22 protein-coding genes and 1 riboswitch are annotated in these 24012 nt (G+C 57.1%); of the genes, 19 read left to right on the top strand and 3 right to left on the bottom strand.

Going from position 1 to position 24012, the window contains the following annotated elements:
• Positions 1-141: 141 nt before the first annotated feature.
• Positions 142-2808, bottom strand: a complete 2667-nt coding sequence (locus ACE6ED_RS05070) for a FecR domain-containing protein (protein ID WP_410825981.1) — start codon at positions 2806-2808, stop codon at positions 142-144.
• A gap of 43 nt (positions 2809-2851) precedes the next feature.
• Entirely contained in the window at positions 2852-4453 is a 1602-nt protein-coding gene (locus ACE6ED_RS05065) for a stalk domain-containing protein (protein ID WP_410825979.1), read from the bottom strand.
• A gap of 310 nt (positions 4454-4763) precedes the next feature.
• Between ACE6ED_RS05065 and ACE6ED_RS05060 the strand changes: the two genes are divergently transcribed.
• The 6 genes from ACE6ED_RS05060 (at position 4764) to ACE6ED_RS05035 (ending at position 10953) form a co-directional block, all read left to right on the top strand.
• Positions 4764-5423 (top strand): stage V sporulation protein AA, encoded by a 660-nt coding sequence (locus ACE6ED_RS05060; protein ID WP_410825977.1) that lies wholly within the window; start codon positions 4764-4766, stop codon positions 5421-5423.
• On the top strand, positions 5420-5845 hold the full coding sequence (locus ACE6ED_RS05055) for a stage V sporulation protein AB (protein ID WP_410825976.1): 426 nt from the start codon (positions 5420-5422) through the stop codon (positions 5843-5845). The genes ACE6ED_RS05060 and ACE6ED_RS05055 overlap by 4 nt, the downstream gene beginning before the upstream one ends.
• Before the next feature lie 760 nt (positions 5846-6605).
• On the top strand, positions 6606-8354 hold the full coding sequence (locus ACE6ED_RS05050; RefSeq protein ID WP_410826149.1) for a spore germination protein: 1749 nt from the start codon (positions 6606-6608) through the stop codon (positions 8352-8354).
• A gap of 121 nt (positions 8355-8475) precedes the next feature.
• On the top strand, positions 8476-9807 hold the full coding sequence (gene lysA / locus ACE6ED_RS05045) for a diaminopimelate decarboxylase (RefSeq protein WP_410825974.1): 1332 nt from the start codon (positions 8476-8478) through the stop codon (positions 9805-9807).
• Between the two features lie 168 nt (positions 9808-9975).
• Positions 9976-10407, top strand: coding sequence for a peptidylprolyl isomerase (locus ACE6ED_RS05040; RefSeq protein WP_410825973.1), 432 nt, complete (start codon positions 9976-9978; stop codon positions 10405-10407).
• A 141-nt stretch (positions 10408-10548) separates the two neighbouring features.
• Entirely contained in the window at positions 10549-10953 is a 405-nt protein-coding gene (locus ACE6ED_RS05035) for a nitrous oxide-stimulated promoter family protein (RefSeq protein ID WP_410825971.1), read from the top strand.
• A gap of 193 nt (positions 10954-11146) precedes the next feature.
• On the opposite strand, the gene ACE6ED_RS05030 is transcribed toward ACE6ED_RS05035, so the two are convergent.
• Complete coding sequence (locus ACE6ED_RS05030) at positions 11147-11881, bottom strand: YwaF family protein (protein ID WP_410825969.1); 735 nt, start codon at positions 11879-11881, stop codon at positions 11147-11149.
• Positions 11882-12084: 203 nt separating this feature from the next.
• Positions 12085-12245: riboswitch (FMN riboswitch) on the top strand.
• Between the two features lie 260 nt (positions 12246-12505).
• Here ACE6ED_RS05030 and ribD point away from each other — a divergent pair.
• The 13 genes from ribD to ACE6ED_RS04965 all read left to right on the top strand — a co-directional run bounded on the left by ribD (position 12506) and on the right by ACE6ED_RS04965 (position 23990).
• Positions 12506-13636 carry a bifunctional diaminohydroxyphosphoribosylaminopyrimidine deaminase/5-amino-6-(5-phosphoribosylamino)uracil reductase RibD gene (gene ribD, locus ACE6ED_RS05025; protein ID WP_410825968.1) on the top strand — a complete coding sequence of 377 codons (1131 nt, stop codon included), beginning with the start codon at positions 12506-12508 and terminating at the stop codon, positions 13634-13636.
• Positions 13637-13651: 15 nt separating this feature from the next.
• Positions 13652-14326 carry a riboflavin synthase gene (locus ACE6ED_RS05020; protein ID WP_410825966.1) on the top strand — a complete coding sequence of 225 codons (675 nt, stop codon included), beginning with the start codon at positions 13652-13654 and terminating at the stop codon, positions 14324-14326.
• A gap of 55 nt (positions 14327-14381) precedes the next feature.
• Positions 14382-15626, top strand: a complete 1245-nt coding sequence (locus ACE6ED_RS05015) for a bifunctional 3,4-dihydroxy-2-butanone-4-phosphate synthase/GTP cyclohydrolase II (protein WP_410825964.1) — start codon at positions 14382-14384, stop codon at positions 15624-15626.
• 84 nt (positions 15627-15710) lie between these two features.
• Positions 15711-16175 (top strand): 6,7-dimethyl-8-ribityllumazine synthase, encoded by a 465-nt coding sequence (gene ribH / locus ACE6ED_RS05010; protein WP_410825963.1) that lies wholly within the window; start codon positions 15711-15713, stop codon positions 16173-16175.
• Between the two features lie 256 nt (positions 16176-16431).
• Complete coding sequence (locus ACE6ED_RS05005; protein WP_410825962.1) at positions 16432-17223, top strand: segregation and condensation protein A; 792 nt, start codon at positions 16432-16434, stop codon at positions 17221-17223.
• Positions 17192-17797 (top strand): SMC-Scp complex subunit ScpB, encoded by a 606-nt coding sequence (gene scpB, locus ACE6ED_RS05000; protein ID WP_410825961.1) that lies wholly within the window; start codon positions 17192-17194, stop codon positions 17795-17797. Before ACE6ED_RS05005 ends, scpB begins: the two co-directional genes overlap by 32 nt.
• A gap of 408 nt (positions 17798-18205) precedes the next feature.
• Positions 18206-18931: a DUF2953 domain-containing protein gene (locus ACE6ED_RS04995; RefSeq protein ID WP_410825959.1), complete on the top strand. Its 726-nt coding sequence runs from the start codon at positions 18206-18208 to the stop codon at positions 18929-18931.
• A 155-nt stretch (positions 18932-19086) separates the two neighbouring features.
• Positions 19087-19584 (top strand): GerW family sporulation protein, encoded by a 498-nt coding sequence (ytfJ, locus tag ACE6ED_RS04990; RefSeq protein WP_410825957.1) that lies wholly within the window; start codon positions 19087-19089, stop codon positions 19582-19584.
• Between the two features lie 266 nt (positions 19585-19850).
• A complete protein-coding gene (locus ACE6ED_RS04985) occupies positions 19851-21041 on the top strand; it encodes a D-alanyl-D-alanine carboxypeptidase family protein (RefSeq protein WP_410826148.1) in 1191 nt (396 codons plus the stop codon).
• A gap of 64 nt (positions 21042-21105) precedes the next feature.
• Positions 21106-21849 (top strand): nucleoside recognition domain-containing protein, encoded by a 744-nt coding sequence (locus ACE6ED_RS04980; RefSeq protein WP_410825956.1) that lies wholly within the window; start codon positions 21106-21108, stop codon positions 21847-21849.
• A gap of 2 nt (positions 21850-21851) precedes the next feature.
• A complete protein-coding gene (locus ACE6ED_RS04975; RefSeq protein ID WP_410825954.1) occupies positions 21852-22385 on the top strand; it encodes a spore maturation protein in 534 nt (177 codons plus the stop codon).
• Between the two features lie 484 nt (positions 22386-22869).
• Positions 22870-23211 carry a peptidoglycan recognition protein family protein gene (locus ACE6ED_RS04970; RefSeq protein WP_410825953.1) on the top strand — a complete coding sequence of 114 codons (342 nt, stop codon included), beginning with the start codon at positions 22870-22872 and terminating at the stop codon, positions 23209-23211.
• A 20-nt stretch (positions 23212-23231) separates the two neighbouring features.
• Positions 23232-23990: a pseudouridine synthase gene (locus ACE6ED_RS04965; protein ID WP_410825951.1), complete on the top strand. Its 759-nt coding sequence runs from the start codon at positions 23232-23234 to the stop codon at positions 23988-23990.
• Positions 23991-24012: the final 22 nt, after the last annotated feature.

Genomic DNA, 24012 nt, shown 5'->3' with positions numbered 1-24012 from the left:
AAGGAAGTATGAGGGTTTTTCGCCTCCTAGAGAGAGTGAACTCCTGGCGAGAGTATACAATTGCGAGAGTAATCTCCTGGCAAGAGTAAACTCCTGGTGTAGGTAAACTCCCCCGGGCTTCCAGGCTGCTCACACAGCTGTTTAGCTCGTAGGAGACAGAGGGATGGAGAAGGTGACCGGGAGGACGCCATCAACGGGCACACCCTCCATAAAGCGGGTCGGGAACATGAGCCACGACAGCAGCAGTGCATGGTCGCCTTCCGGAGGGTTTTGCCAGACCAGCTCCAGCCAGTCTCCGGCCTCACCGTTCAGTCCGTACGCTGAACCATACAGCGGATAATCGCCCGAATCGAGCAGGACGGCTGTTCCGTCTTGAGTTTTCCCGGAGGCCAGCGGGGTAGAACTACCGTCCGGTGATTTTCGCACCAGCTCAAAGGATTGCTCTGCTTCGTTTCCTGGGGCAGAGACGGAGAGTCCTAACAAATAATCAGCAAACACAGAGCTGCCTTCGAGGGTCAGCGGGATATGGAGCTTGGTACCATCCACATACATGGCTCCGAGCAGGCCTGTGTTCAAGGAGGCAGGGTCGGTTACGGTAAAATCTTGACTCGCGGTTCCAAGGGAGACCCAGGGACCATCCGGATCAGGTTGTACCCAAAGTTCTGCCTGCATATTATAGTCTCCCATCGACAGCCATTCGATCGAAAATGTAACCGGAGCGCCATCGGTCAGCGCCCCCAGCCGCATCGGGTGCTCAATTGGCGCATAGCCGTCTTCAAGCACGCCAAGGCCGTATTCCTGTCCAATCCGGTACGTGTAGGCGATGTTGTCAAGCTCTCCTGCTGTTGAGGCGAAGCGCAGGCTGAACTTGGCGGGCAAGTCCGACCAGGTGTCCGGCCACCGGGTGCGGATGGACTGCAGCGACTCCGAATCCAAGCCCAGACCAAAACGATGCATAAGGTTCAGGGGAATACTCTCCATAAAACTGCCGTTAAAGTCCAAAGCAAACTCTGCCGGCGACGGGCTCGGCGAAGGAGCCGGTGATGGACTCGGCGACGGAGTCGGTGACGGGCTCGGCGACGGAGTCGGTGACGGGATCGTCGATGGAGTCGGTGACGGGCTCGGCGATGGAGCCGGTGATGGACTCGGCGATGGAGTCGGTGACGGACTCGGCGACGGAGTCGATGACGGGCTCGGCGACGGAGTCAGTGACGGATTCGGCGATGGAGTCGGTGACGGAGCCGGTGACGGACTCGGCGATGGAGCCGGTGAAGGACTCAGCGACGGAGTCGGTGACGGACTCGGCGATGGAGTCGGTGAAGGGCTCGGCGACGGAGTCGGTGACGGACTCGGCGATGGAGTCGGTGACGGACTCGGCGATGGAGTCGGTGACGGGCTCGGTGAAGGACTCGGCGATGGAGCCGTTGATGGAGTCGGTGACGGGCTCGGTGACGGACTCGGCGACGCACTTGGTGACGAAGTCGGCGCCGGATCAAACGGACTGAAAGGTGCCTGCTGTCTAGGCGGGGAGGTGGATGGTCCGCCCGCAGAATTCCGGATCATCTGTTCAGCCAGCCGATTCATCATCTCCATAACATTCCGCATCATCTGGTCTATTTTTTCGGGATGCATATACGCTTGTTCCTGGTACGTCTGCATCAAAGCAATGATGGCGGCAACTTGCTGCTCCATGATTCTGCGCAGGGCTTGATCCGGAACCGCAGATTCAAGCAATAGTTGTTGTTCCCGTTTATACAGTTCTAACTGCCGCTGGATTTCCTGCTTTTGCTTTTTTAGTTCTTCAATTTCCTTGTCCGATTTGCGTTTTTCGGCAGTCAAGTCCAGTTTATATTGGGAAACACCGGACGGCAGGCCCTGATTGATTTCTTCAAGCGTTTTTTCGGTTATTTTTTGCTGCTGTACAGCTTCCCTGGCCAGTTCCTGCATGGACTGCTTCACACGTTCTGCATATTCATCAAACGTTTCTTTCGGCGATAATTCCGAATGGACGGAGGAAGGGGCTGTTTCGTTAACCCGGTCCCGCATTTCTTTGAGCACCCGTTCGTTTTCTTCGTCGATCACTTGTTTGTTCTTTAAAATGGCTTCCATCACCCCTGGAGACAGGTTGGCGATCATATCCTCCAGATTGTCGATCACGCCCGGTTTCGGGGAAAAGGCTTCCGGGGGAATGGCCAATTGCTGCGAAGGGTAAATGACGGTTGGCAGAGCAGGCTCGTTTTGTCCTACACCCGGACGGGGGGAACGCTGAACAACACCCGCCTCCACGGTAACATAGGTTCCTGACGGGCCGGCAACAACCACAAAATGCGTGCCGCGCACATCAAGCGTGCTTTCGCCTGTACGCAGCTGAAAACGGTCGGGCGAAGCGCTGAGATCCGCCACGGCAAAATAGGCGTCTCCATACAGCAGGTCGAGCTGTGTGATGTGCCCGCCTGCGGATAAACTTAGCGTACTAAGCTTGAGGGCCCCTTCGTCGCCCAGCGTTATGCGGTCTCCCGTACTCTGCAGCAGCAGTTCGACGCTTCCTTTTCCGGTTTCCACCGTATCTCCTTGGGTCAATTTTATTCCGGAAAAAGCTTTGATTCGGTTGTACTCGCCTTTACGCACAAAAACTTCGCCGTTAACGTTCTCAAGCACACCGTATACAGCAGTTTTCATACCCCGGTCCGGCACGGCGGTTGGCTGCCCGGCGGCTGCCGAAGCGGAAGGCGCCAGTGGCAGCTGCAGCGAACCCGCCAGCATGGAAAAAATAGCCGTATACAAACCCCATTTGGCCTTCTTGTTCAAGAATAGTCCTCCTTGCATATTTGGGCTGAAAAAAGGCAAGCCGTTACTTGCTGCGGATTACAGCGGTTTTTGCTTCCTGAAGCCATTCGACATCGGCGCCAACCAGACTGCCGAATGTCCGGACAGGGACATAGAGGCGGCCGCCAAGCAGAACGGGGACGTCTTCGGCGGACAGGGTTTTCATCTCCTGCCCTTCCTGAATGCGGTAAGATGAACTGCCCGGCTTCATGGAAATGGAACGGTCCCCGCGGCTCACGCTGATTTCGCCGTTTACCCCGGCGGCGATGCGGTATCCTAGCTCATCCGCTGCCTGACGGAGCAGGACCATAAGCTTGCCGTTCACCAGAACGGGGGCGCTGCTTCCCGATAGCGCGCGCCCGTCAATGACGAGCGACAACCCTCCGGCAGAAGGGACGCCCGCGGGAAGGGCAAACGGGCGGAGTGAACGGACTAGACGGCTGCCTGCGTCCGCGATCCAGATTTTGTCGTTTGCGGCGGAGTAGGCAACATCTGCGGGCGCGTTGAACAGCGCGCTTTTTTCGGTGCCATCCGCGCTTCCTGACAGCCCTTCGGAAGAACCGGCAACCGTTGTCACCAGCTTTCCGGCCAGCCGCCGGATAACATGGTTGCCGCTGTCCGCGATCAGCAGCCCTTCGGCTTCCGACCACGTTAAGCCAGCCGGCCGGTTGAACCGTGCGGATAACGTGAGACCGTCCGCGTAGGCTCCTTTGGCGTATAATCCGGTCTCCTCATAAGCGCCGGAGGAGAAGGCGCCCGCAACCGTGCTCACTGTGCCGGAGCCGAAATCAATATACCGGATGAGTCCGTTGCCGGAATCGCTGACATACAAATTGCCTTTGCTGTCGAGCGCAAGCCCTGCCGGTTCGTTGAACAACGCCCCGGCAAGCGGGCCGTCGCGGTAGTCGCCGGCAGGCAGGGTATCACCGCCTACCGTCACGGTACGTGAAGGGGCTGCGTTCAGCGTCGTCACATTTCCGTCCGGCGCAATCCGGCGAATGAGATGATTGCGCGTATCGGCCACATAGATGCTGCCGTCGGCAGCGGCCGCCACATCCTGCGGAGCGTTAAACGAAGCGAGCGGTCCCTTTGCATCCTTGCTGCCGGGAAGGCCGTGACCGGCCGTGGTTGTCACCGTGCCGTCAGGTGAGATACGCCGGATGGCGTGGTTGCCGGAGTCCGCTACATACACCGTTCCGTCTGCGGCTGCCGTCAGCCCGGCGGGAGAATGAAATAAAGCCAGGCGGCCCGCTCCATCCAGAAACGCTCCTTCAGGACGCCCGCCCGCACCTTTGGTCCAAGGGTAGGCCAGTCCCGCCAAGGTTGTTACCTCGCCGTTTTTTAGCAGCCGGATGCTGTGGTTGTCCAGATCGGAGAACAGCAGCCCCCCGTCACTAAGAATAAGCACACTGCCAACCCGGCCCAAATCTGCCAGATCTGCAGCCCCGTCTTTCCATCCTTGTGCGCCTGTGCCGGCTTCCGTCTCTACCGTCAGCAGCTCGCGGCCGTCTTGGCCGGTGAAAGCAGCTCCCGCAGCGGCCGGCATGCAGACCGCCAGACTTACAGCTAGCACACAAGGAGTCAGAACGGTATAAACCCTCCGTCTGGCTTGTTTTTTCCCCTTCACGCATGCATTCCCCCAGCTTTGTATTGTTGTGTGACGCATATCACACCTGATTCAAATTCATCTTACTAGATGCAAGCGGAACGTGACTATCCCTTTCGGAAAAAAATGTAACTCGCCGGGGAGCAGCAGCCCGGAAAATGCCGGTTTCGCCCGCCCGTCAGATGCCCGCATTGACCAGGCCTCAAGCTTGCGGGTAAAACCTCCATTTTTCTCCCATACTATTCACAATCCTGGGAGAGCAGCCGAACAGCCGGCACGCGAGCTGCGGGGCTTGGCTTCTGGCTGCTGGGGCATGCAAGGAGGTTTGCGTATGGGATCGCATTTGGCACCCCCGATTTATGTCCAGCTTAAAACCCGTGCGTCCGTGAGCAAGGGCAGAGCCATCACTTTAAACGATGTCGCATTTGTTATCGCCGACCGGGAGCGCGATCCGGTATTAAAACAAATGGTGCTGTACGAGCCGAAAGAGCGGGACGGCAACCTGATTTTGATCGATATGATGACGGTGATTCCCTGCATCCGGTCGGTTTATCCTGACGCGGAGATCGAGCCGATTGGCGAAGGACGTACCATTGTGCAGATTATGGGGGCAAGCGAGCGGAAAGCGCCGCGCCAGTCCCTATTTGTGGTTGTGTGGCTGCTGCTGTTTTTTGGCTCGGCGCTGACCATTATGAATTTCCATGCGGATGTTGGCATGCAGGAGGTGCAAATCCGCCTGATTGAGCTGTTGACCGGCAGGAGGGATGAGCATCCTTATTTGTTTCAGACCGCGTATTCGCTAGGGATCGGGTTCGGGATGGTGGTGTTTTTTAACCACTTGTTCAAGAAAAAATGGAACGAGGAGCCGACCCCGCTTGAGGTAGAAATGTTCCTGTACCAGAAAAGCATCGATCACTACGTGATCAGCGAGGAATACCGCAAAAAAGAGCAGGCCGAATCACTTTGCAGCCAGGATGGTGAAGCCACATGACGCCTGCGCTGTCTGTCGGAATCCAGCTGTTTCTTGGGATGGCCTGCGGGATCGCCGTCGGCAGCGGCGTGATTGCGCTTTTTATTGTGCTGGATATGATTCCGCGGCTGGCTCAGCTAACCCGTTCTTATTCCAAGGTTCACTGGTACGAGGGTGCGATGGTTTCCGGTTCGGTTGCGGGTACGGTGTGCGACTTCTGGCAGCTGCAAATGATTTCGGGACCGGCGGTAGAGCTGGTGGTAGGACTGCTGGACGGGGTGTTTGTCGGCCTGCTCGCCGCGGCGCTGACGGAGGTGCTGAATGTGCTGCCGATTTTGGCCAAAAGACTGAATATGACCTCTTATATGTTTGGCCTGGTGATGGCCATGGTGCTGGGAAAGGTCGCAGGTTCCTTGTTTGACTGGTTTGTATACCGAAGGTGAAAGGGGAGTTACGAAAGTGAGCAGATACTATCACAGCGGGGACACGCTGCCTGAAGAGAACCCGAAGGACAAAGGGGCCGGAGAACAAGCCGGAGCTGAAGCGGCCGATTCAGCGCTGAATGCGGAAACGGCGGAACCGGATCAAGCCCAGCCGGGTCAAGCCCATCTGGCCCAAGAAACAGCAGGTCATGCTCAGGCGGAGCATTTAAAAGCGGATCAGACGGATGGGGGAACCCCGCCTGGAGCGGCGCGGCCCGCGGACGGCACGGGTCCCGCCGCTTCCGGATGCAGGGACACCGAGGGATTCGGGGAACCGGCTGTGTTTGATCTGCCGGAGGAGAATGAGGAGCCGGAGAAGAATAAGCCGGAAGCTTCGGAGAAGGCCTCCAGCAGCGGCTCTGACTCGGAAGAGGATGGGCAGTCCGGCGAAAGTGCAGCTTCAGAATCGGAGAAGGATGAGGAGCCCGGCGACAGTGGCATGTCAGGCTCGGAGGACGATGAGGAGTCCGGTGCCAGCGGCGCTGCAAGCTCCGAAGAGGATGTGCAGTCCAGCGGCAGCGGTGCTTCAGGCTCGAAGGAAGAGGAGGAGTCCGGTGCCAGCGATGCCTCAGACGCGGAAGACGAAACGGAGTACAGCAGCAGCGCCGCTGCAAGCTCAGCGGATGATGCGCAATCCAGTGCGGACGACGCTTCCGACTCCGGCGGCGAGACGGATATGTCTCCAAACCGGTCCCGCGTCGATATGGAAGCGGCCGGCGAACTGGGACAGGAGGAAGGCGGGGAAGCAGCTCAGCCCCCTCCGGCAGGAACGGACAATACGGATGATTCCTCCGGGACAGAGGAGGATGGGGACGCCGGCGGGAAAGAGGGCCGGAACGAAAACCGGCAGGCGGAGGATTCCGAAGAAGAGCCGAAGAAATCGCGCCGCGAACGCCGGCGGAAGTCCAAAAAGCGCAAAGCAGCCGATCCGCTGCAGGAAAAGAGGGATACTGAGCGTTCGGACTCCATCAAAGAATCGGTCGTATACTGGCAGGGGGACGACCGCATCCCCGAAAAGCTGGAGGATTTGAAGGGAACCCTGACAGAAGTGGTGGGCCTCGGCAGCTCCTTTGATCTGGTGTACCGGGCCATGCGGTTTGGCGAGCGGGATGCCGCTCTTGTGTTTATCAGCGGTTTTGCAAAGGACGTCATTCTCGACGAGATTCTGAAAAGACTAACCTATTTATCACCTGATAACGTGTCTACGGATGCAATAGATGCCTTTGTGCTGGAGTATATTCCGCACATCCAGGTAGAGCGGGGGACGGAGCTCAGCGTGGCGCTGGCCAAAATGCTGAGCGGATACAGCCTGCTGTTTATTGATGGAGAGTCCGTTGTTGTCATGATGGATACGCGGAACTATCCGGTCCGCAGCCCCGATGAACCTACGATAGAGCGGGTGGTCCGCGGATCACGGGACGGTTTTACGGAAACGCTCATGACTAACGTTGCGCTGGTCCGCCGCCGCATACGCGATCCCGGACTGCGATTCGAGACCTCTCCGGTCGGCCGCCGTTCCCGGACGGACGTCTCAGTTGCGTATATTGACGATATTGCCGACAAAACCCAGGTCAAAGCGGTGAAAGACAAACTTAAGGAAATCGACGTCGACGGCATTCCGCTTGCGGACAAACAGCTGGAGGAAGCTATTATCGGGAGAGGCTGGCATCCGTACCCGATGGTGCGTTATTCCGAGCGGCCCGATGTTGTGGCCTCCCATCTGCTGGAGGGACGCGTAGTCCTGTTTGTTGATACGTCGCCGAGCGTGATCATTACGCCGACAACGTTTTTTGATTTGTGCCAGCATGCGGAGGAGAACCGGCAGACCCCGTTTATGGGCAGCTATCTCCGTTGGGTGCGGTTTGCCGGGATTTTTGCTTCGATGTTTCTGCTGCCGCTGTGGCTGCTGCTTGTCATACATCCTGAGCTGAAACCGCCGATGCTGGATTTTATCGGTCCGCACGAAAATGCCAAAATCCCGCTGCTGGCCCAGTTCCTGATGATCGAGTTCGGGGTGGATCTGCTGCGGATGGCCGCGGTGCATACGCCAACCCCGCTTGGCTCCGCGATGGGTCTGATCGCCGCCATTCTGATCGGCGACATCGCTGTCCAGACCGGGTTGTTCGTAAACGAGGTTGTGCTGTATATGGCTGTCGCCGCTATCGGCATGTTCGCTACGCCCAGCTATGAGCTTGGTTTGGCCAACCGTGTCGTCAGGCTGGCGCTGCTGATTCTTGCCGCGGCATTTCAGGTGCCGGGTTTTATGATCGGAACCACGGCGCTTATCCTGCTGCTCACGGTACACCGGTCCTACAACTCCTCGTACCTGTGGCCTTTTATACCATTTAATGCAAAAGCGATCGGTGCGATCCTGCTGCGTCAGCCGCTTTTGAGTTCGGGAAGAAGGCCGTCCTTCAATAAAACCCGGGACAACACACGTATTGGACGCAAACAGGGCGGCAAGCAATAAACGCAGGATAATACAAATGAACTGCACAATTGTCCATTAACGGCGTGCCCTCCGTTTGCTATACTGATAGCATCAAACCGGGGACATAGGCGTTCCCCATGAAATCGGAGGACTGCAAATTATGTATTTACACGGTACAAGCCGGATTAATGACGAAGGACATTTGGAGATTGGCGGTTGTGACGTAACGGCGCTCAAAGCCGAATACGGTACGCCGCTCTATATAGTGGACGAGCAGCTTGTACGGCAGCGCTGCCGCGAATATATGGACGCTTTCCGGGCTTCCGGACTCGGGTTTCAGGTTGCTTATGCAAGCAAGGCGTTTTCGACTATGGCCATGTGCCGGATTGCTGACGAAGAAGGCATGTCGCTGGATGTGGTGTCCGACGGCGAGCTGTACACCGCACTGAAGGCGGGTTTCCCGGTGGAGCGGATCCATTTTCACGGCAACAACAAGACGCCGGATGAGATCGAAATGGCGATCGACGCCGGGATCGGTTGCTTTGTAGCCGATAACTTTACGGAGCTTGCACTGCTTCAGGCTATCGCCGCCGGCAAGGAACGCAACGTCAAGATTTTGCTCCGCGTTACGCCGGGCGTAGAAGCTCACACGCATGAATACATGACCACGGGTCAGACGGATTCGAAATTCGGATTCGATATCGGCAACGGTACGGCTTATGAAGCGGTGAAGCAGGCCTCGGCCCTGTCCAACCTTACTTTGCTCGGCGTACATTCGCATATCGGCTCCCAGATTTTTGAGACCGAAGGATTTGAGCTTGCCGTGGAGAGAGTTGCCTCTTTTGCACGCAGCGTTAAGGAAGGCCTTGGCATCGAGTTTACGGTCGTTAACCTTGGGGGAGGCTTTGGCATCCGTTACACCGAAGGCGATACGCCGCTTCAGGTGGGAGAATACGTGCGGGCGATCACCGGCGCGGTGAAGACGCATTTTGCCGGAATTTCCGCCAGTCTGCCCGAGATCTGGGTTGAGCCGGGCCGCAGCATTGTCGGCGATGCAGGCACAACCTTGTACACGGTTGGCACAACCAAGGAAATTCCGGGCGTGCGCAAGTATGTGGCAGTAGACGGCGGCATGACCGATAATCCCCGCCCTGCGCTTTACGAGTCGAGATATGAAGCGCTGCTCGCCAACCGGGCGTCGCAGCCGGCGGAAGAGACCGTGTCGATCGCGGGCAAATGCTGCGAGAGCGGCGACATGCTAATCTGGGATGTGGAGCTGCCGCGGCCTGAAAGCGGCGACCTGCTGGCGGTAGCCTGCACCGGCGCGTACAACTATTCGATGGCGAGCAACTATAACCGTATCCGCCGTCCGGCTGTTGTCTTTGTACAAAATGGACAAAGCGACCTGGTCGTACGACGGGAGAGCCATGACGACATCGTGGCGAATGACCTGGTGCCTGAACGGATCGCCAAGCAGCCGGTAACGAAGTAATACAGCCTTAAGAAGGCAGAGAAGAGCGGACAACGGATCAAGGGCTCGATACCCGCCGGATAGTCCGCTCTTTTGACTGCCTGTACGGTTCATTTTGCTTTGCATCCCGTTTCATAGTACACTGGAAAAGTGTCACACATTGCCCCTACTGAAAGGAGTCATTTACATATGGCAAAGAAAGCTAAGATTACGCTTGAGAACGGCGGCGAGGTGCTGCTGGACCTGTTTGAGAACGACGCTCCCAACACGGTAGCCAACTTCGAGAAGCTGGCTAATTCCGGTTTTTATAACGGCCTCGTGTTCCACCGCGTTATCCCGGGATTCGTCGCCCAAGGCGGCTGCCCGAACGGCACAGGAGCAGGCGGCCCTGGCTACACCATCAACTGCGAGATCAACCCGAACAAACACGAGCGCGGAACATTGGCTATGGCCCATGCCGGCCGCAACACCGGCGGCAGCCAGTTCTATATCTGCTACGCGCCGCAGCCGCATCTTGACGGCCAGCACACCGTGTTCGGCAAAGTGGAAAAAGGCATGGAGTTAGTCGACGCTTTCCAAGGCCGCGACAAGATGACTTCCGTGGAAGTGTACGAAGCGTAATTACCGATTGGCCGGACAAGTACCGGTCCTTTTGGACATCAAGAGCCGGCGCATAGATTGCGCCGGTTTTTTGTCTGTTATCCGTCTTGAATGCAATTTTATTTAGCAATACGAACTGTTCAGACGAGAGGAGATGAACTAATGGAAGCTGGTACCGCCCAAGCCGGACGCAGCGGTCCTGCCGAGAATAAAGGACCTGCGGAGAATAAAGGTCCGCGGATCACAAGAGAGAAGCGGATCGTGGCTGTCATGATTGCAAAATACTGCAAGGGGCATGCTCACCGCTCCGGTGCGGACGGCGAGCTGTGTGAGCGCTGCGGAGAGCTGCTTGCGTACGCGCAGCTCCGCCTAACACGCTGCCGTTTTGGTGAGGAGAAAAGCACATGCGCCCGCTGCCCCGTTCACTGCTACAAGCCGGTCTACCGCGAGGAAATCCGCGCCGTTATGCGGTATGCCGGACCGCGGATGCTATGGTCCCATCCCCGCGAGGCGCTGCGGCATGCGTTGGATCAGTTCGCCGGAGCGAAACGGCGGACGAAACGCTAGTTGGTGGACACGAGCCGGGTAGCGTCAGCTTTTTAATAGTGACCGATACCGTCAACCTTTTACCGTTACAGGATAGCGCCAGGTTCTTTACAGCGCCCGAATATCAGCGGCTCCTTACAGCAGCGCCAGGATATCAGCTGCCCCTTACCACAGTGGCCGGGCCCTTACCGCAGTGCCCAGATACCCGCTGCCCTTACCGGCGCCGGCTGGCGCGGATCCGTTCCGGGAGAAGGAAAAACGCGGCGTACATGAAACTGAACAGCCCAAGCGCCAGCACTTCTTCGGCCAGCAGATAGTTTGGATACGGACCAAAATGGTCGAGCACCGAGTACGTGTCCGGCTTGCGGTTCAGGAACATATAGTTGGAGCCAAGTTCCCGGTTAATCATCCAGACCACAGCGGCCAGTCCATTCAGGCACAGCATCGTGAAGCCTACCGATTTCCAGGTTGGTCGGTAGCCCTCCACCCAGGTCATATAAAGCGGGGTTAATATGATTGCCGTGTGGGCGATAAAAAACTGCAGGAAGCGAAAATGCGGAAACGGATAAACGAGATTAGGTGTAGCAAAGGCAACGAGCGCACCGCCGATTCCGGCAAAAAACAGAAATCTGTACAGCAGCCGGCTGCGGGTAAGCAGCAGCACGGCGGATAAAAGCAGGGTGATCCCGCACAACTCCAGCGGAAGCGAATGCCGCGGCTTCCATATGTCCTGGCTGACGTACCACAGCTGAAGGCACAGCTCCGAACCGAGCAGAACGGCGGCAAGCAGCAGCCGGAAGGCCCGGGCGGCGGCAGGACTTGAACGGAGCCGGTGTCTGCAGGCGAACAGCGCCAGGCAGCAGACAATCAGCGCAAGCACCGCCGCCCCGTGGGAAGCGGAGAACATGACGAAATCCGCTGACCGGTTCCGTCCGAAAAATGAAATCATAGGACTCCTTTCCGGGATGATTCAGGCCATCCGCCTTGACAATTTCAGGCACGATTAGAATAGCCTTATTCAGGAAATTTGTCACCTTCAAACCCATTTAAACTTACTAAATTATAGTTTATATAATAAATGCACTTGATTTTTGCCGGCTGTAGTGATAATTTAGGGTTAATTCATTTGATTGAACTATAGCTTAAGCAGCAGCGATCCTTCAGGGCAGGGTGAAATTCCCTACCGGCGGTGATCAGCAGGTTCGGCGTTGCCCGGATCTGTGTCAGTCCGCGACCCTCGCGTCCAAGCGGCGGGAGGCTGACCCGGTGCAATTCCGGGACCGACAGTATAGTCTGGATGGAAGAAGGAGAGGTAAAGCGGCTTGCCTTGATCGGGCAGTCTTCTGTGCGGCTTTCAGACAGCTATGTGCGTGATTTCACAATGAACGGTTTATTCGGGTTTTTCTGTGAATATAAACCGGCCGTTGTGTTCTTTAATGTACAGCGCTGTGCTGATTTCATGCGACTCTCACGCCACCCATCCATTCCCTAAGGCAGGGATCTGGATGGGTGGCTTTATTATTTTCCCGTGTGCGAAACAACCGGCCGCCGGCCGGGGAAGCGGAGGATCGAGATGGATACAATGAATGATGAGTTTTATATGTCCCTTGCACTGGATATGGCTGAACGTGCGCAGGGGCAAACCGGAATCAATCCGGTTGTCGGCTGTGTGGTGGTAAAAGACGGGGCGATGATCGGCCTCGGCACACATCTGGCGCGCGGCGGCGGGCATGCGGAGGTGCATGCGCTGAACATGGCGGCGGGACAGGCCGCCGGCAGCACCGCTTATGTGACGCTGGAGCCGTGCAGCCACTACGGCAAGACGCCGCCCTGCAGCCTGCGGCTGATTACCGAAGGCGTAACCCGCGTTGTGGTGGCCTGCGAGGATCCGAATCCCGCGGTGGCCGGCAGGGGAGTGGCCATGCTGCGCGAGCACGGCATCGAAGTCGAGGTGGGGCTGCTGCGTGAACGCGCCCTGCGGCTGAATGAGAAGTTTATCAAATACATTTTGACGAAACGCCCGTTTGTTACGCTGAAGAGCGCCACCACCTTAGACGGGAAGGTTGCTTCCCGGACGGGAGACAGTAAATGGATATCCAATGCGGAAGCCCGGGGGATCGTTCAAACGCTGCGCCACCGGCATCAGGGGATCATGGTCGGGGTTGGCACGGTGCTCGCCGACAATCCCTCGCTGACGACCCGTACCGAGGTTCCGGGTATTCATCCAACCCGTATTATCGTTGATTCGTCGCTGCGGACACCTCTGGATGCGGCTGTCGTGAAGGACGGAGCGGCGCCGACGCTGATCTTGACGGTGGAATCGGCGGACCTGGCCAAAGAAGCCGAACTCGTGAAAGCAGGCGTCCAGGTGATCCGATGCGGCGCCGGGCCGCGTGTGGATCTTGAGGCAGCCATGGACAAGCTGGGGGAAATGGAAATCAGTTCGATTTTGCTCGAAGGCGGGGGCGCGCTGAACGGCGCCATGCTGGAACGCCGTCTCGTTGACCGGATCACCCTGTTTATCGCACCCAAAATCGTAGGAGGAGGCGCTTTGGCCCCCTCCGTGTTCGATTGGCCCGGCTTTGAAAAGATGGGGGATGCGGTTAACCTGCGGGGAGTGGAAGTAGAGACCGTCGGAGATAATGTATGTATTAACGGAATCCCCGACTATCCTTCCGGCGAAGAGCCGGCGGACGGGGCTTAAGACAGGAGGGCGCCCATGTTTACAGGACTCATTGAGGAGGTCGGGGTGCTGCGGAATGTAACGCCGGGCAGCGAAATGATGGTGCTCAGCATCGCCGCCTCCGTTATCATGGATGATTTGAAGATAGGGGACAGCGTCGCCGTCAACGGCGTTTGCCTGACGGCGACATCGGTCGGCGACGGATTTTTTACGGCGGATGTGATGCCGCAGACGTACCGGAACACCAATCTGCGCGAGCTCCGGCCGGGCAGCCGCTTAAACCTGGAACGCGCGATGAGCGCGGGCGGACGGTTTGGCGGCCATATCGTGCAGGGGCATGTTGACGGAACCGGCGTCATCCGCGGGGTAAGACGGGATCAAAACGCCGTGGTGTTCGAGATTGCTCCGGCGCGCAGCTCGCTGTTCCGTTACATTATCCCTAAAGGTTCCATTACGATTGACGGGATCAGCCTGACCGTAGTTTCGGCTGGCGATACGTCGTTTACCGTCTCGATTATCCCGCATACGCTTGGGGAAACCGTACTCCAGCATAAACGCAGCGGGGACAGCGTCAACCTCGAATGCGATGTGCTCGGCAAATACGTGGAGCATCTGCTGCGTTTCGGGCCGCGGGACCAGGACGTCGAAGAAGAAGACAACCGCGGTTCGGGCATCAGCCGGGATTTTTTGGCGGCTAACGGATTTATGTAATCTTTGAAAGCGGCTGTGCCGGTACGGCAGGCCGTTACGATAAGGAGGAGTAACGATGAGCACACCGGAAGAAGGATCGGTATTGGATACCATTGAAGCGGCGATTTACGATTTAATGCGCGGCAAAGTGGTCATTGTGGTAGACGACGAAGACCGGGAGAATGAAGGCGACTTTATCGCGCTTGCCGAACGGGCGACGCCGGAAGTAATCAACTTCATGATTACGGAAGGACGCGGTCTTGTCTGCCTGCCGATTACGGCGGAGCGCGCGGAGGAGCTGGACCTGAAGCCGATGGTCGCACAAAATACGGACTATCACGGCACGGCGTTTACCGTCTCCATTGACCATAAGGACACCTCAACAGGTATTTCCGCCTATGAGCGGTCGATTACAGCCAAAGCGATTATGGACCCCAATGCCAAGCCGGGCGATTTTCGCCGGCCGGGTCATATGTTCCCGCTGATTGCAAAAAAAGGCGGCGTGCTGCGCCGCTCCGGACACACGGAGGCCGCAATCGACCTGGCCCGCATGTGCGGCGCGTATCCGGCTGCGGTGATCTGCGAGGTTGTGAAGGAAGACGGCACGATGGCCCGTCTGCCCGATCTGCAGGAAATTGCCCGCAAGCATGATCTTAAACTGATCAGCATCCGCGATCTGATTCATTACCGCAATGAAAAAGAACGTCTGGTCAACCGGGAAGTGGCCGTCCGGATGCCAACTGACTTCGGGGTGTTCCAGGCGATCGCTTACACAAACGAGGTGGACGACAAGGAGCATATCGCTTTGGTTAAAGGCGATATTTCCGGCGAAGAGCCGGTGCTGGTCCGCGTGCATTCCGAGTGCCTGACCGGCGACGTGTTCCACTCGCACCGGTGCGACTGCGGTCCGCAGTTCGAGGCGGCTCTGCGCCAGATCGACGCCGCCGGGCGCGGCGTGCTGCTCTACATGCGCCAAGAGGGCCGGGGCATCGGGCTGATCAACAAGCTGCGGGCCTATAAGCTGCAGGAGGAGGGACTCGACACGGTCGACGCGAACCTGAAGCTGGGCTTCCCGGCTGACCTCCGCGACTACGGCATCGGGGCGCAGATCCTCAAGGATCTGGGCATCCGCCAGATCCGTCTCTTAACCAACAACCCGCGCAAGATTAGAGGGTTGGAGGGCTATGGCCTGGAGGTCGTGGAACGCGTGCCGATCCAGATGCCGGAGAACGAAGACAACACCAGTTACCTGCACACGAAGCAGGCGAAGCTGGGCCACATGCTGAAGTTCGACGATATCGAACAGAACGAAACGCTTTAATTTTGCACGTGTTTTGATTCGCCGAAGGTGAGGTTTCATCCAAGCATTGATTACACATATCCCACTAGGAAAGGTTGAGGTAATATGCCGCAATATTTTGAAGGACATTTAGTATCCGAGGGTCTGAAATACGGAGTGGTGGTAGGCCGGTTCAACGAGTTTATCACAAGCAAGCTGCTGACGGGAGCGCTGGACGCGTTCAAACGCCACGGTGTTAAAGACGAAGAAATCAGCGTTGCCTGGGTGCCGGGCGCATTCGAAATTCCGCTGGTTGCGCAAAAAATGGCCGAAAGCGGCAAATACGACGCTGTCATCACCCTTGGCACAGTTATCCGCGGATCGACTACGCACTATGATTACGTCTGCAACGAGGTAGCCAAAGGCGTTGCCGCGATCAACCTGAAGACAGGTGTGCCGACCATCTTCGGTCTCGTAACAACCGAGAACATTGAGCAGGCGATCGAGCGCGCAGGCACCAAAGCCGGCAACAAAGGCTGGGATTCGGCGATTGCCGCCATCGAAATGGCCAATCTCTCCAAGCTGCTGTAACATTCGGGTATTGACGAATCCCTGGGAATCGTGCAAATTTATTAATATAAGAAGAAAGAACATCGGCTTATCTGATTCAGCGTTTTGCATACGCCAAGCGCGGCTGCTTTCCGGCAGACGGATCACAGGGAATCCGCCAGGCGGTTTTCCCTGTTTGGGACCGTAAGGAATGCTCCCGCTTTTGATGATGCAGTATGCTCACTGGTGTAGCGTCTCTTCGGCGCTGCACTTTACTTTTTTTTCGGGAGGAAGCCTCGTGACTGTATTGTACAAGCTGGAGACGTTTGAAGGTCCGCTGGATCTGCTGCTTCATTTGATCGACAAGGCGGAAATCGACATCCAGGACATTCCGGTCAGCGAGATTACCGAACAGTACATGGATTATCTCCGGACGATGCAGGAGCTGGAGCTGGACGTCACCAGCGAGTTCCTGGTCATGGCGGCGACGCTGCTGTCTATCAAAAGCAAGCTGCTGCTGCCCAAACCGCCGGTTATCGAGATGGACGAGTTCGATTATTACGAAGAAGAGGACTACGATCCAAGAGCGGAGCTGGTACAGCGCCTGATTGAATACCGGAAGTTCAAAAGCATTGCCGTGCAGCTGCATAATCTGGAGAGCGAACGCAGCCTGATTTTTACCAAGGAGCCGGAGGATCTGGGACCGTTCGTGCCCCAACAGCTCGAGACGACACTCAAAGGCCTGCACACGTCCGACCTGATTGCCGCTTTCCGCAAGGCGCTGGGCAAAGCGGCGAAGCGGACTTCCTACGCCCGGATTGCAAGAGATGAAATTTCGGTGAAAGACCGGATCCGGGATTTGACGGAGGCGCTGAGCAGCGGGGGAAAAGGAAACCGGGTGCGCTTTTCTTCTTTTCTCGCGGAGGAGATGGAACGGTACGAGATCGTCGCCACCTTTCTGGCGATTCTGGAGCTGATGAAGATGAAAGCCATCTGGTGCTACCAGGAGAAGCTGTTTGACGATATCGTCATGGAGTGGAGAGGAGATGAACATTTCCGTGGATTACAAGAGCCTGAAATCGATTATTGAGGGACTGCTGTTCCTGTCGGGGGACGAAGGGCTGTCTGTAAAACAGCTCGCGGAGATCACGGAGCAGCGTGCCGAGTTGTGTGCGCGTGCGCTGGATGAGATGAAAGAGGATTTCCATGCCCAGGGGCGCGGACTGCAGGTCGTGCAGATTGCGGGGAATTACCGGCTGGCTACGCTGCCTGAGCATGCGTCTTATTTTGAACGGCTGGCGTATTCGCCTTCCCGCTCGACCTTGTCCCAGGCGGCGCTTGAGACGCTGGCGATCGTGGCGTACCGCCAGCCGATTACCCGTGTAGAGATTGAGGAAATCCGCGGGGTCAAATCGGAACGCGCCATTCAGACCTTGACGGGCAAGGATTTGATCGTTGAAGTCGGACGGGCGGAAGCGGTGGGCCGGCCGATTCTTTACGGGACCACCAAGACATTTCTGGACAGCTTCGGGCTGGCGGACCTGCAGGAGCTGCCGGAGCCGTCGGATTTTGATAATCCGGACAGTCTGGAAGAGGAGACGCAAATGCTGTTCGACAAGCTGGACGGACGGCAGATGACCATGGATGAAATTGAGCAGCCGTAAGGCCTGCTCACAGATACGAATATTCGCTAGATGACAATATGCGGACACCGGTTAGCCGGCAATCTGCGAAAGCGGCGGCCTCGAGGGACAACCTTGAGGCTGCTTTTTTTATGGACAAGTCAAGCCGGATGCACTACTTCTTAATCCAGCCGGTTAGGAACATACCCAGCAAAGGGGTTGCAGCCCCCACAAACCAGGCAATGGATATGGTTATTGTGGAAGAATTACCGGAGACGCGGAATTTTTTCCAGCCGGGAACGTCATACTAACTAGCAGGAATGGCGGACTCCCTGCGCGCGAAGCGTCTCCCTGACTTTTTGCTGCACACAGAGGGTGGGGTTCTTTACACTGCTGAAAACAGGTAGGCCATCTGTTTAATGCGTACCCGTACGATTTGGAGGTGATCGCTTGCGTCTGTGGACGATAATACTGCTGGTGGTAGTGCTCCTGCTGCTGGCGCTCCTTTTGCTGGTTCTGTGTTCGCGTATCCGGTTTGTCATCCGGCTGAAAAAAAACGGCGGCAACGACCGGGCAGAGGTGGAGGTGTCCATGCTTTACGGCCTGCTGAAGCTGCACTACCGGGTGCCCCAGGCGAAGCTGGAGAACTGGAACCGCGGCCTGCGGCTCAAGCTGCGGATGGATGCGGCGGGCCCGCTGGCCCCCGGACAAGCCGGCGGAAAGGGAAACGAGCAAATTGACAAAAGCCGGGCGAAGGATTGGTGGAAAAGTGCGAAACGCGCCTTTAAAGCGACAAAGGGACTGAAACGCTGGGCGTACTCTCTCCTGGCCCGGTGCCAAATTCACCAGCTTGACTGGTCCACTGATTTTTCACTTGGGGATGCAGCGTCGACGGCTACGGCGGCAGGTGCGGTGTGGGGCGCCAAATGGAGTGTGATTTCCTGGATGTCCCGCCGGATGCGGCTGATGAACAGACCCCGGGTTTTTGTCGCTCCGGTGTTCGAGGACCGTATGTCGGTGGCGATGGATTTGATTTGCAAAGGATCCCTGTCCGCCGCGTACGTGCTGTATTCGTTATTTGTACTCTTGTGGAGGGTGCTGCGGACCGAAGGAGGATGGACGCTCTGGAAAAGCCTGCTGCTTCACTATAAGCAATCCGGCCGGCAGACAGGCTAAAGCCTTCATCTTACATACTTACGCGCCAAAGACAACCGGACTTTAGCTGCAGCTGATCATAAAGGGCAGGGGCATGTCGCATATTTCCGGTAACTTGGGGGAAATTAAGTGTCAGAAATCAAAAAAATCCTTTGAAAATTGGAGGGGAATATCCAATGTCCGAGCACCCGATTCAAGGCCTCATGCAGACCGCCATGGAAAATATCAAGGCAATGGTTGACGTTAACACGATAGTGGGCGATCCTGTCAATACGCCGGACGGCAGCGTTATTTTGCCAATCAGCAGAGTGTCGTTTGGTTTTGCGGCAGGCGGCAGCGATTACCGTGTGGACGATGAACCGGTCGCCCAGACGCATGGAACGCGCACCGAAGCCAAGATGCTTCCATTTGGCGGCGGCAGCGGCGGCGGAGTGACCATCCGTCCGATCGCATTTTTAGTTGTCGGCAAAGATGGAGTGCATATCGTACCGCTTGATAACCAGACCCATCTGTTTGAGAAAATCATTGATGCCACACCGGGCCTGATCGACCAGATCCAGACCATGTTCCAGAGCGGAAATATGTCGGGATCGCAGGGGGCGGCAGCCGGCGGCCAGTCGGGAACATACAAGCCCGCACCTTTTAAGGAAGAAAGCGCACCGACGCACAGCTAAGAACCTAAACGCACAGCCGAGCATGCCGTCACCGGCCGCCCGGCCGGCAATTACGCCGGAAGTTCTCTCTGCCTGCAAGCCGGGCGGCGGATGCTTCCGGCGTTTTGTTTGCCGGGCACCTGTCCGGTGCCCTTTTGGCTGGACATACCCGGGACAAGGCGCGCATACACTTGTACCAGGATGAGAAGCGGAATTTTTGCCCACGGAGGATGAACATGAAACATATCATGCACAAAGCAGCGCTTGCGTTGGTTTGCGGGATTTTGATGCTGACCGGAATGCCGGCCTCCAAAGCGGAGGGAGTGGGAACCCACGCCCGGGCGTCGTCATTAATCGATGTTGCTTCCGGCCGGATTCTTTACAGCAGCCAGGGAGACCAGGAACTTCCAATAGCAAGCTTGACCAAGATCATGACCGCCATTGTTGCAATTGAGCATGGACGCCTGGGGGATACCGTCAAAGTCAGCAGCCGGGCATCCGGCAAGGAAGGTTCATCGCTGTATCTGAAACCCGGCGAGGAAATGAAGCTGCATGACATGCTGTACGGGCTGATGCTCCGCTCCGGCAACGATGCCGCCACTGCCATAGCGGAGCATGTGGGCGGGTCTGAAGAAGGTTTCGTCTACTTAATGAACACAAAGGCGGAGGAAATCGGGTTGAAACATACACATTTTGCTAATCCGCATGGACTGGATGCGGAAGGACATTATTCCAGCGCAAATGATTTGGCGAAGATGACGGCTTACGCGCTGCGCAACCCGGTCTTCAAGGAAATCGTCAAGACGAACGAGAAGCAGGTGGACAATCCGAACGAGCCGTGGGATTACAAATGGCGCAACAAAAACAAAATGCTGAGGCTGTATGAAGGGGCGGATGGTGTCAAAACCGGGTACACGAAAAAAGCGTTCCGCTGCCTGGTCAGCTCGGCGACCCGCAGCGGCCAGCAGCTTGCCGCGGTCACGCTTGATGACGGCGATGACTGGAACGATCACATGTCGCTTCTGGATTACGGTTTTGCCCGTTATCCGCTGAAGCCGGTGATTGAACGGGGCGAGCGGGTCAGCGGCCACGAGCTTGCTGCGGCATCGGATTTCGTGTACCCGTTTGGCAAAGGAGAATTTGAGCAGCTTACGAAGCGGCTGGTGCTGTACAGTAACAGTGGAAGTAGCAGTAACAGTGGCAGTAGCAGGAGCAGCAAAGGCAGCAGTAGCGGCAGCAACCGAACTAAAGCTGCTACCCCGGGCGGTGCGGCGCTTGGCCCAAAAGGTGTCATTGTCCTGATGTTAGGGGAGCAGGAGATCGGCCGGGTTCCCGTGTATCCGCCGGACCGCCTGCCCCCGGAGCCGGAGGAATATGGCCAGAGCCTGCAATCGGCCTCCCGGCCGCAAGCCCCCGCTTCGTTGTTGGAGGCCTGGATCCGAACGATCCGGGCGCTGTTCGAACGAAGCGCTTCTTAACGACAGCAGCTCCGGCAGGACGTACCGATGCAGGTGCGTTCTGCCGGTACATAAGGAGGACGCTATGATTAACGTCATTTGGCTGGGCATGCTGATTATCGGATTCGGTTTCGCCGCAGCGACCGGCAGGATGGATCTGGTCACAAAAGCGGTGTTCGACGGCGCGCAGACTGGCGTAACGGTCAGCCTTGGACTGATCAGCGTTCTAGCATTCTGGCTCGGCATTATGCGGATTGCAGAGGATGCGGGCCTGCTGCGAAAAATCGCCAAGGTCCTTGGTCCGCTTGTGGCGTTTTTATTTCCGGATGTGCCCAAAGGCCACCCCGCCATGGGGTATATATTGTCCAACATGAGCGCCAATCTGCTGGGGCTGGGCAATGCGGCGACACCGATGGGGATCAAGGCGATGCAGGAGCTGCAGACGCTGAATCCGGACAAGACTACCGCCACGCCGGCCATGTGCACGCTGCTCGCGCTGAACACGGCGAGCATTACACTGATTCCGGCAACGCTAATCGCTATCCGGCTTAATTTCAATTCGGCCGATCCAACCGGGATCGTCGGAACTACACTTGCTGCGACCGCCGTTGCTACCTTGGCCGCTATTGCCGCGGACCGGCTGTGCCGGAGGCTGACATTAAAAAGCGGTCCGCCGCCTGCTCAGCGGCCGCCTGCCGGCCATTCGCCGAAGGACCGGGACGGCCATCCGCTCATAGGCACAGCCGGACCGGCGAGGGGGATGCCGGGGACCGCGGTCTCTCCGCATGACTCCGGAAATGCCGCCGAAGCGGCTGGAAGGAGTGTGTAACGATGTATTCGCTGCTCAGCACGATTTCCATCTGGGCGATTCCCGCTCTAATCGCATTTATTCCATTATATGCATATACCCGCAAAGTCCCTGTGTACGAATCGTTTGTCGAAGGGGCAAAAGAAGGCTTTGGCACGGCCGTTTCGATTATCCCGCCGCTTGTCGGAATGATGGTGGCGATCAGCGTGTTCCGCGCCTCCGGCGCACTCGACTTCCTGGTCAATCTGGCCGCTCCGCTGATGCGGAGTCTCGGCGCGCCGCCGGAAGTGCTGCCGCTTGGCCTGCTGCGCCCACTGACCGGAACCGGTTCGCTTGCATATACAACGGAGCTGATCCGCGTCCATGGTCCCGATTCCCTGATCGGGATGATCGCTTCCACGATTCAGGGCAGCACGGATACAACGCTGTATGTCCTGACCGTGTACTTTGGCGCGGTGGGTATCCGTAACGGACGGTACGCGCTGAAGGTCGGGCTGTTCTCCGACGCCGTCGGCTTTGCCGCTGCAATCTTTATCTGCCTGCTGCTGTTTGGCTGAACCTGAGCCGCCGGGGAAGTGCAGCAGTTCGGCAGAAGCCGAAGCCGCTAAGCTAGCGTCCATGTTCGGCAGAAGCCGAAGCCGCTAAGCTAGCGTCCATGTTCGGCAGAACCCGAAGCCGCCGGGGAAGTGCAGCAGTTCGGCAGAACCGAAAGCCGCTAAGCCAGCATCCCTGTTCGGCAGAACCTGAAGCCGCTAAGCAGCGCCCCTGTTCAACTGAATCCCGATTCCCCGAGCGGATGCCGCTTCTGGCTTAACCCGGAACCGGCATCCGCTGCTTTTCCGCGGTTCCCCCTCCGCCACCCAGACACCGGACCGGCCAATACCCTTCACTTCAACTCAACTCGAAGTCACCCGCCCGCCGTCCTCCTCATATGTTGTAACACACCTGTTTGCAGTTGGATTCGCGTATCTGCAGGAGCCGGAATACCTAAGGCTTCCGCATTGATGTTCCGCTGCCGGCGTTTAGGAGGGGGATGCCGCTATGCCGTATCAAGGGTTTGTCATCCATCATTCCCGCTGCCGGTCCATTAACGGCAAAGGGTTCGACTTCTGGGTCGGGGAGGGGGGCGAAGTATACGCTGCTCCGCTGCTGACCGATCCCGATTACATCCATATTTGTCTGGAAGGGGATTTTCATACGGCTGGCCTCCGGGCAGCCGAAGAACGGCAGGTTCAGCTGTTTGCGGCGGGACGGCTGATCCTTGGCCTCGCGGAGGAGTATGGAATATCGCCGGTCGTGGCTCTGCAGCACTGCGATTCCTGTCCGGGGTTATATTTTCCATGGAATGCGCTTGTGATTTATCCGGCTGATGGGTATCATTAGTCTGAGGTGACCTGTCGAATATGGAACGATTACAGAAAATTTTGGCTCAGGCCGGCGTGGCGTCAAGACGCAAATGCGAGGAACTGATATTGTCCGGCAAAGTAGAAGTCAACGGGGAGATCGTAACCGAACTCGGAACGAAAGCCGACCCCGACAATGATATCATCAAGGTATCCGGCAAACCGATTAAAAGCGAAAGCAAAGTGTACCTGATGTTCAACAAGCCGAAGGGCGTCATCACCAGCGCTTCGGACCCGGCGGGCCGCAAGATTGTGACGGATTACCTGAAAGGCATCAAGGAGCGGGTTTATCCGGTTGGCCGGCTTGACTATGATACCGAAGGGCTGCTGCTGCTGACCAATGACGGCGAGTTCGCCAACCTGCTGACGCATCCAAAGCATCATGTCCCTAAAACTTATTTGGCAACAGTAAAAGGCATACCGCACGGCACCGCGCTGGACAAGCTGAAATCCGGGATCAAACTGGAGGACGGAATGACCGCTCCGGCGGAAGTCGAATACAAAGACATCGACGAAGAAAAAAAGGAAGCGGTAATCAGCATTACGATTCATGAAGGACGCAACCGCCAGGTCCGGCGGATGTTTGAGGCGGTTTCCCATCCTGTCATCCGGCTGAAGCGTATTTCGTTTGGCGATATTTTGCTGCAAAATCTGAAGCGGGGCATGTACCGCCATCTCACGAAAGATGAGATCAATCATTTGAAGCAAATCGCCATGGCGGGGCTGCAAAAAGACCGGGCTCCTCGGAAGGACACATAATATTCAAAATAACGCCCCGCAT

Source organism: Paenibacillus nanchangensis (assembly GCF_046543445.1).
In the GTDB taxonomy this organism is placed as follows: domain Bacteria; phylum Bacillota; class Bacilli; order Paenibacillales; family Paenibacillaceae; genus Paenibacillus_AQ; species Paenibacillus_AQ nanchangensis.
The sequence above is the reverse complement of the archived record's forward strand: the minus strand, read 5'-3'. Positions and strand labels throughout refer to the sequence as shown.

Coding starts and splice junctions, on each gene's coding strand:
- ACE6ED_RS05060 (WP_410825977.1), top strand. CDS start 4,764: ATGGGATCGCATTTGGCACCCCCGATTTATGTCCAGCTTAAAACCCGT.
- ACE6ED_RS05055 (WP_410825976.1), top strand. CDS start 5,420: ATGACGCCTGCGCTGTCTGTCGGAATCCAGCTGTTTCTTGGGATGGCC.
- lysA (WP_410825974.1), top strand. CDS start 8,476: ATGTATTTACACGGTACAAGCCGGATTAATGACGAAGGACATTTGGAG.
- ACE6ED_RS05040 (WP_410825973.1), top strand. CDS start 9,976: ATGGCAAAGAAAGCTAAGATTACGCTTGAGAACGGCGGCGAGGTGCTG.
- ACE6ED_RS05035 (WP_410825971.1), top strand. CDS start 10,549: ATGGAAGCTGGTACCGCCCAAGCCGGACGCAGCGGTCCTGCCGAGAAT.
- ACE6ED_RS05030 (WP_410825969.1), bottom strand. CDS start 11,881: ATGATTTCATTTTTCGGACGGAACCGGTCAGCGGATTTCGTCATGTTC.
- ribD (WP_410825968.1), top strand. CDS start 12,506: ATGGATACAATGAATGATGAGTTTTATATGTCCCTTGCACTGGATATG.
- ACE6ED_RS05020 (WP_410825966.1), top strand. CDS start 13,652: ATGTTTACAGGACTCATTGAGGAGGTCGGGGTGCTGCGGAATGTAACG.
- ACE6ED_RS05015 (WP_410825964.1), top strand. CDS start 14,382: ATGAGCACACCGGAAGAAGGATCGGTATTGGATACCATTGAAGCGGCG.
- ribH (WP_410825963.1), top strand. CDS start 15,711: ATGCCGCAATATTTTGAAGGACATTTAGTATCCGAGGGTCTGAAATAC.
- ytfJ (WP_410825957.1), top strand. CDS start 19,087: ATGTCCGAGCACCCGATTCAAGGCCTCATGCAGACCGCCATGGAAAAT.
- ACE6ED_RS04985 (WP_410826148.1), top strand. CDS start 19,851: ATGCTGACCGGAATGCCGGCCTCCAAAGCGGAGGGAGTGGGAACCCAC.
- ACE6ED_RS04980 (WP_410825956.1), top strand. CDS start 21,106: ATGATTAACGTCATTTGGCTGGGCATGCTGATTATCGGATTCGGTTTC.
- ACE6ED_RS04975 (WP_410825954.1), top strand. CDS start 21,852: ATGTATTCGCTGCTCAGCACGATTTCCATCTGGGCGATTCCCGCTCTA.
- ACE6ED_RS04970 (WP_410825953.1), top strand. CDS start 22,870: ATGCCGTATCAAGGGTTTGTCATCCATCATTCCCGCTGCCGGTCCATT.
- ACE6ED_RS04965 (WP_410825951.1), top strand. CDS start 23,232: ATGGAACGATTACAGAAAATTTTGGCTCAGGCCGGCGTGGCGTCAAGA.